Origin of the sequence: Streptomyces sp. CBMA123, assembly GCF_014596465.1 — a bacterium.
Classification (GTDB): domain Bacteria; phylum Actinomycetota; class Actinomycetes; order Streptomycetales; family Streptomycetaceae; genus Kitasatospora.
Genome location: NZ_MECK01000281.1, coordinates 1 through 6613 on the forward strand (window position 1 = coordinate 1; position 6613 = coordinate 6613).

At 73.4% G+C, this 6613-nt stretch carries 4 protein-coding genes and 1 pseudogene; 3 read left to right on the forward strand and 2 right to left on the reverse strand.

The window, feature by feature from the left end; translation table 11 throughout:
* Together BG452_RS27275 and BG452_RS27280 are read right to left on the reverse strand one after the other, a co-directional pair.
* A pseudogene (locus tag BG452_RS27275) lies at positions 1-419 on the reverse strand (hypothetical protein); the annotation flags it as partial.
* A gap of 5 nt (positions 420-424) precedes the next feature.
* A complete protein-coding gene (locus tag BG452_RS27280) occupies positions 425-1579 on the reverse strand; it encodes a hypothetical protein (RefSeq protein ID WP_188307014.1) in 1155 nt (384 codons plus the stop codon).
* Between the two features lie 287 nt (positions 1580-1866).
* On the opposite strand from BG452_RS27280, the gene mtrA reads away from it, so the two are divergent.
* The 3 genes from mtrA to BG452_RS27295 all read left to right on the forward strand — a co-directional run bounded on the left by mtrA (position 1867) and on the right by BG452_RS27295 (position 6509).
* Positions 1867-2544, forward strand: coding sequence for an MtrAB system response regulator MtrA (gene mtrA / locus BG452_RS27285; protein WP_030283937.1), 678 nt, complete (start codon positions 1867-1869; stop codon positions 2542-2544).
* A gap of 124 nt (positions 2545-2668) precedes the next feature.
* Positions 2669-4651 (forward strand): MtrAB system histidine kinase MtrB, encoded by a 1983-nt coding sequence (gene mtrB, locus BG452_RS27290; RefSeq protein WP_223242794.1) that lies wholly within the window; start codon positions 2669-2671, stop codon positions 4649-4651.
* Positions 4652-4661: 10 nt separating this feature from the next.
* The gene (locus BG452_RS27295; RefSeq protein WP_188307015.1) at positions 4662-6509 is read left to right on the forward strand and encodes an LpqB family beta-propeller domain-containing protein; all 1848 of its coding nucleotides are present in this window, start codon (positions 4662-4664) and stop codon (positions 6507-6509) included.
* Positions 6510-6613 lie beyond the last annotated feature (104 nt).

The window sequence follows — 6613 nt, forward strand, 5'->3', positions numbered from 1 at the left end:
AGCGCGCGCATCTGCTCACGGACGGCCTCGGCCCAGCGCCCCGCGGCGGCGTGCCCGGCGGCGTCGGTGCGGTACTGCGCGGCGCTGCGGGGGCCGTCGGCGCCGTACACGCCGATGACGGTGCGGGCGGCGCGCTTGGGTGCGCCGAGGCGCCACCAGACGGCGGCGGCGATCACCACGGCGACGATCAGGAAGAGCACCAGGCCGGTGCTGCCGTCGGTGCCGCCGGCGGAGATGGTGCCCACGGCGCGGTCGATGTGGTCCCAGATCCAGTCGACGACGCGTTCCAGGATGCTCGGGTCGTTCTTGTGGTACTCGGCGTTGAGCAGCTCGTCGCGGGCGGCGTCACGGGCCGGGTCACGCGGAACGGTGACCGGGGCGCCGCCGGCGGCGAGGAGCCTGTCCCCCCAGATAGGCATCCGGTTCAGCGCCTCGCCGGGGTCTGGTCGGGGTGGTCGCTCCAGCCGGTGCCGCCCTGCTCGGCCAGTCCGGCGGCGCGGGCCAGCTCGATGTCCAGGGCCTCGCGGCGGATCCGCTGGTCGATGTAGACCAGCACGCCGACGGCGGCGAGGAAGGGGGTGGACAGCGCGGAGGCGATGATCCCGGCGATCGCGGTCATCACCATCATGCCGATGGACTCGTTGGCGGTGTCGCCGAGGCGGTCCATGGAGCCGAAGCCGAGCACCAGGCCGATGAAGCGGAACGGGATGGCGAGCGTCACCCCGACGATCCCGGCCAGGACCCGGCTCAGCAGGACGATGCCGAGGATCCGCCACCAGGAGCCGCGGGCCAGTCGCCGGGAGCGCGAGAGCGCCGTCAGCACGCCCTGCTTCTCCAGCATCAGCGCGGGGGCGGCCAGGCTGTAGCGGATCAGCAGCCAGATGCCGACCGGGACGCTCAGCAGGCCGACCAGGAACAGCAGGCCCGTGGTGCTGGGGCTGTCCGTGCCGCCGGCCAGGTAGCCGAGCAGCGGGGTGAAGCCGAGCAGCATCACGCCGACGCTCATCAGGGTGGTGAGCACGGTGAGTCCGAGCAGCTGCAGCAGCCGGGGGCGGGCGTCGCGCCAGGCGTCCCCGGCGGTTACCGACCGGCCGAGGACGGCGCGGCTGACCACGATGGTGAGCAGGGCCACGGCGAGCGCGTCGAGCAGCAGCGTCAGCGGCAGGCTGACGAGCAGGGTGAGGAGCTGGGTGGAGGCGCCGGTGCGGCCCTTGACCAGCAGCTGGGCGACGAAGGCGCCGGCCTGGTCGAGCACGGCGATGCCGAGCGAGAGGGTGAGCGCGGTGCGCCAGTGCCGGCGGACGGTGGTGACGGCTCCGTCGAGCAGTTCGCCGACGCTGAGCGGGCGCAGCGGGATGACGCCGGGCCGGGGGCTGCGGGGGACGTCCCAGCCGTACGGGTCGCGGCCGGGCGGCTGGGTGCCACGGTGCGGCTGCCCGTACTGAGCGCCCGAGCCGGGGGTGGCCTGAGGGGGTGCCGACGGCCCGGGCACGGCGGCGGGCGCGTCGGCCGGGGGCCGGGCGCCGTCGCGGGGCGGCTCGGACGAGCTGGGCGAGGCCCAGCCCGGAGTGTCGGTCATCACTGCTCCTCGGAGGGGCGTCCTGGGCGCGGCTCCGGGCGGATCTTTCGCCCGCGCGCAGCGCCCATCGTGCCATGGGGCCCGGAGACGCCCCAGGGGTATCCGGTTGCTGATCGGCAACGGGGGCCACCGGGGGGTCGGACGGCGGGTTCCGGACGGTTCGGCGGCACTCCGACGGGGGTTATTCGCCCGGTATGGCCGGAATTCGACGGCGGGGGAGTTGGCCGTTGTGGAGCATTGGCACTGCTGTGCGGCAGGTCACAATCCGGTAATGAGAAGATGGACCCATGAAGGGACGCGTCCTCGTCGTTGATGACGACTCCGCACTGGCCGAGATGCTCGGCATTGTGCTGCGTGGTGAGGGTTTTGAGCCGTTTTTCGTCGCGGATGGGGACAAGGCGCTAGCCGCGTTCCGGGAGAGCAAGCCCGATCTGGTCCTGCTCGACCTGATGCTGCCCGGCCGGGACGGCATCGACGTGTGCCGCCAGATCCGGGCGGAGTCGGGTGTCCCGATCGTCATGCTGACCGCGAAGACCGACACGGTCGACGTGGTGGTGGGCCTGGAGTCCGGCGCCGACGACTACGTCACCAAGCCGTTCAAGCCCAAGGAACTGGTGGCCCGGGTGCGTGCCCGGCTGCGCCGGGCCGAGGAGCCGACGCCCGAGCAGCTGACCATCGGCGATCTGGTGATCGACGTGGCCGGCCACTCGGTGAAGCGGGACGGGCGCAGCATCCCGCTGACCCCGCTGGAGTTCGACCTGCTGGTCGCGCTGGCTCGCAAGCCCTGGCAGGTGTTCACCCGGGAGGTGCTGCTGGAGCAGGTCTGGGGCTACCGCCACGCGGCGGACACCCGCCTGGTCAACGTCCACGTGCAGCGCCTGCGGTCCAAGATCGAGAAGGATCCGGAGCGCCCCGAGATCGTGGTGACCGTCCGCGGCGTCGGCTACAAGGCCGGACCCAGCTGAGGTGACGGACCGGGCTGAGGGCACCCCGTCGGGTACCGCGACCGACGGGGCGGGGGCCGTGCGCGGGGACGTGCTGAGTTCGACCACCCGCCGCCGCCGCGGCCCGTCCGGAATGTTCGGTCTGATGAAGCGTCAGTTTCGGCGGCCCGCGCGCCGGGTGAGCGCGCTGTACCGCCGGTCGATCCAGGTGCGCGTGGTCGCGGTGTCCCTGCTGGCCTCCATCGCGGTGGTCCTGGTGCTGGGCGTGGTCGTGGTGGCGCAGGTGCGCACCGGCCTGCTCGACACCAAGATCGACGCGGCCCGGGCGCAGGCCCGGATCGGCTTCCAGGTCGAGCAGAAGAAGATCGACGAGGCCCGGGACCAGACCCTGCGCGGCGCCGTCGACCCGACCACCGGCGAGACCGGCACCTGGCTGCTGCGCCAGGTCAACGACCTGGCCGCGAGCGGGCAGACGGTCTACTCGGTGATCGCGATGGCCCCCGGCACCGGGACGGTCGTCCCGGACAGCGCCGGCTTCGCGCCCCGCTACTCGGGCGACATCCAGCCCAGCAGCGTCCCGGACACCCTGCGCGCCAAGCTCTTCGCAGAGCCCGGCCAGATGTTCGACCAGCCGACCCGGATCCACCGCTCGCCCGAGGCCGGCGGCAAGAGCGAGCCCGGACTGGCCCTCGGCATGCAGTTCGTCGGCCCGGCCGACACCAGCTACCAGCTGTTCTACGTGTTCTCCTTCGGCCAGGAGACCGACACCCTCAACCTGATCACCGGCACCCTGGCGACCGCCGGCGTCTTCGTGGTCATCCTGATGGGCGGCATCGCCTGGGTCGTGGTGCGCCAGGTGGTCACCCCGGTGCGGATGGCCGCCGGCATCTCCGAGCGGCTCGCCGACGGGCACCTGGAAGAGCGGATGAAGGTGACCGGGACGGACGACATCGCCCGCCTCGGGGAGTCGTTCAACCGGATGGCCAACGCCCTGCAGGCGCAGATCCGCCAGCTGGAGGAGCTGTCCCGGGTGCAGCGGCGCTTCGTCTCGGACGTCTCGCACGAGCTGCGCACCCCGCTGACCACCGTCCGGATGGCCGCCGACCTGATCTACGACAGCCGCGAGGACCTCGACCCGATGGCGGCCCGCTCGGCGGAGCTGCTGCAGGGCCAGCTGGACCGCTTCGAGTCGCTGCTGGCCGACCTGCTGGAGATCAGTCGCTTCGACGCCGGCGCCGCGATCCTGGACGCCGAACCGGTCGACCTGCGCGAGATCGTCGCCCGGGTGGTGGAGGCCGCCGACCCGCTGGCCGACGCCAAGGGCAGCACCGTGGTGATCCGCGGTGACGGCGAGCCGGTGCTGGCCGAGGTGGACTCCCGCCGGATCGAGCGCATCCTGCGCAACCTGGTGGTCAACGCGCTGGAGCACGGCGAGGGCCGCGACGTCGTGGTCCGGCTGGGCTCGGCGGACGGCGCGGTCGCGGTCGGCGTGCGCGACTACGGCATCGGCCTCAAGCCGGGCGAGGCCTCCCGGGTGTTCCACCGCTTCTGGCGGGCGGACCCGTCCCGGGTGCGCACCACCGGCGGTACCGGCCTGGGCCTGTCCATCGCGGTCGAGGACGCCCATCTGCACGGCGGCTGGCTCCAGGCCTGGGGCGAGCCCGGCGGCGGCTCGCACTTCCGGCTCACCCTGCCGCGCACCCGGGGCGGCGAGATCAACCGGGCGCCGTTCCGGCTGGAGCCGGAGGACTCCCGCAACAACCGGGGCCTGGGCGCGTACGGCACGCCGTACCGGCGGGCGATCGCCCCGGCGGGCTCCACGGCGATGACCGCCGCCGAGGAGCCGGCCGAGGCGCCGGAGGGGGCCGGCAACGGGCTCGGCAGCGGGCTCGGCGGGGTGCTGAACATCGGCCCCGGGCTGGGGCGGAGCCGGATGCCGGAGGGGCCGCGTTCGGACCCCTCGGACGTGCGGACCGTGGGAGCCGGCTACGGCGCCACCGGCGCCCAGGTCATGGTGGACCCGACGCGCGGACGGCCGTCGGTGGCACAGCGGACGGCGGAACCGGACGCGACGGGTGGGACGGACCTGGAGGGGTCGCAGCGTGCGAAGGACGAGCAACAGGACTGAGCCACGGCTCGTGGCGGTGGCCGGCGTGGTGCTCGGCGCCCTGGTGGCGAGCGGCTGCGCGGCCATGCCGGACTCCGGCGGCATCACCAAGGTGGAGCTGTCCCAGGGCTCGGCCGACAAGAACCTGCAGGCCAGGGTCTTCCCGGTGGCGCCCGGCAAGGGCGCCAAGCCGCGCGAGCTGCTGACCGGGTTCCTGGACGCGGTGACCGCGGACGAGGGGTACGAGACCGCGCGCAAGTACCTCACCGAGCACGCCGCCGCGACCTGGAACCCGGACGCGGGCATCCAGGTGCTCTCCGCCACGAAGATCCCGTCCGACCAGGTGGTCGGCGACAAGGACACCGAGTACTCCGAGACGGTGTCCGGTCAGCTGGTCGCCAAGGTCGACGAGAAGCACTCGTACCTGCTGGTCACCGGGCAGAACAACAACGTCTTCGACTTCACCTTCACGCGTGAGGACGGCGAGTGGCGGATCGCCAAGCTGCCGCCCGGCGTGATCATGAACGAGACCAACTTCCGGAACAGCTTCCGGCAGGTCGAGCGCTTCTTCTACACCGCCCCCGACCCGTCCTCGCCCCCCGCCGGCAGCGGCGGCCAGGAGGTGCTGATCGCCGACCCGATCTACCTGCGGCGCCGGGTCGACCCACTGGCCTCGGCCGCCAAGGCGCTGGTCGCGGGGCCCTCGAACTGGCTCTCGCCGGTGGCCCGGACGGCCTTCCCGAGCAGCACCACGGTCGACAAGGTGACCATCGACGACAGCCGGATCGCCCACGTGCAGCTCGGCGGCGCCGACCTCGGCGACGCGATGGCCTGCCGCCGGATGGCCACCCAGCTCTTCTACACCTTCGCCGACCAGGGCAAGGGGCAGGTCGAGCGGCTGGAACTGAAGGGCCAGCGGGGCTCCTGCACGGCCAGCCGCACCGACGACCCGGCCGTCGGCCCCGGCGCGCTGGCCGGCCGGCTGCCCGTGCAGCAGTACTACCAGCGCGCCGACAACGGCGTGCTGATGGCGGCCGACGAGGGGCGCGGCGGCGACCCGGTGCCCGGGGTGCTCGGCAAGCCGCACGTGAACGGCGCGCCCCAGCTGGGCACCGTCGCGGTCAGCCGGGACGGCGCCCAGGCCGCCGCGATCTCGGACGACGGCCACCAGCTCTACTCGGTGCCGCTGCAGCCCGGCACGGTGGCGCTGCCCGAACCCGTGCTCAGCTCCCCGGCGAAGGCGGGCGCCAAGGACGACGGCCTCGCCTCGCCCAGCTGGGACGGCCGTGGCGACCTCTGGGTGGTGGACCGCAATCCGCAGGGCCCGCGGGTGGTGACGGTGCGCGGCGGCAAGTCGTCCACCGTGCCGGTGACCGCGCAGACCGGGCAGCCGGTGCAGGGGGTGCAGGCGCTGAAGCTCTCCTCGGACGGCGCTCGGATCGCCCTGGTGGTCAAGTCGCCCGGGGTGAACGGCAGTTCACTGATGTTCGGGCTGGTGGAGCACGGCGGCACGCCGGCCGCGCCGATCGTGCGGATCACCGGGGTGCGCCCGGCGGCGCCGTCGCTGGTCGACGTCGCCTCAGTGTCCTGGGCGGAGACCGACCAGCTGCTGGTGCTCGGCAAGGAGGCCGACCGCCCCCAGCAGCTCTACTACATCAGCACCGACGGCTCGCAGAGCACGGACAGTCAGCTGCAGACCGGCAACGGCCTGCCGTCCTCCCCGCAGTCCATCTCGACCGCGGAGTCCCGCGGGTACATCCTGGCCCAGCCCTCGCCGGTGCTCGCGGTGGCGGCGGGCACCGTCTACCGGCTGGTCAACAACCAGTGGCGGGAAGCCCAGTTGGTGGACAGGGCCCGGTCGTACTTCTACGCGGGCTGAGGGCGGACCGGCCGGCGTACCGGCCTCAGCCGGCCGGCCGCACCTCGGTGGCCGCGACCGTGGCGCCGGCCCGGGCCGGCAGTCCGGCGTCGGCCAGCGCCCGG

Excerpts from the sequence above, each read along its gene's own strand:
- BG452_RS27280 (WP_188307014.1), bottom strand. The coding sequence starts at position 1,579 with ATGACCGACACTCCGGGCTGGGCCTCGCCCAGCTCGTCCGAGCCGCCC.
- mtrA (WP_030283937.1), top strand. The coding sequence starts at position 1,867 with ATGAAGGGACGCGTCCTCGTCGTTGATGACGACTCCGCACTGGCCGAG.
- mtrB (WP_223242794.1), top strand. The coding sequence starts at position 2,669 with ATGAAGCGTCAGTTTCGGCGGCCCGCGCGCCGGGTGAGCGCGCTGTAC.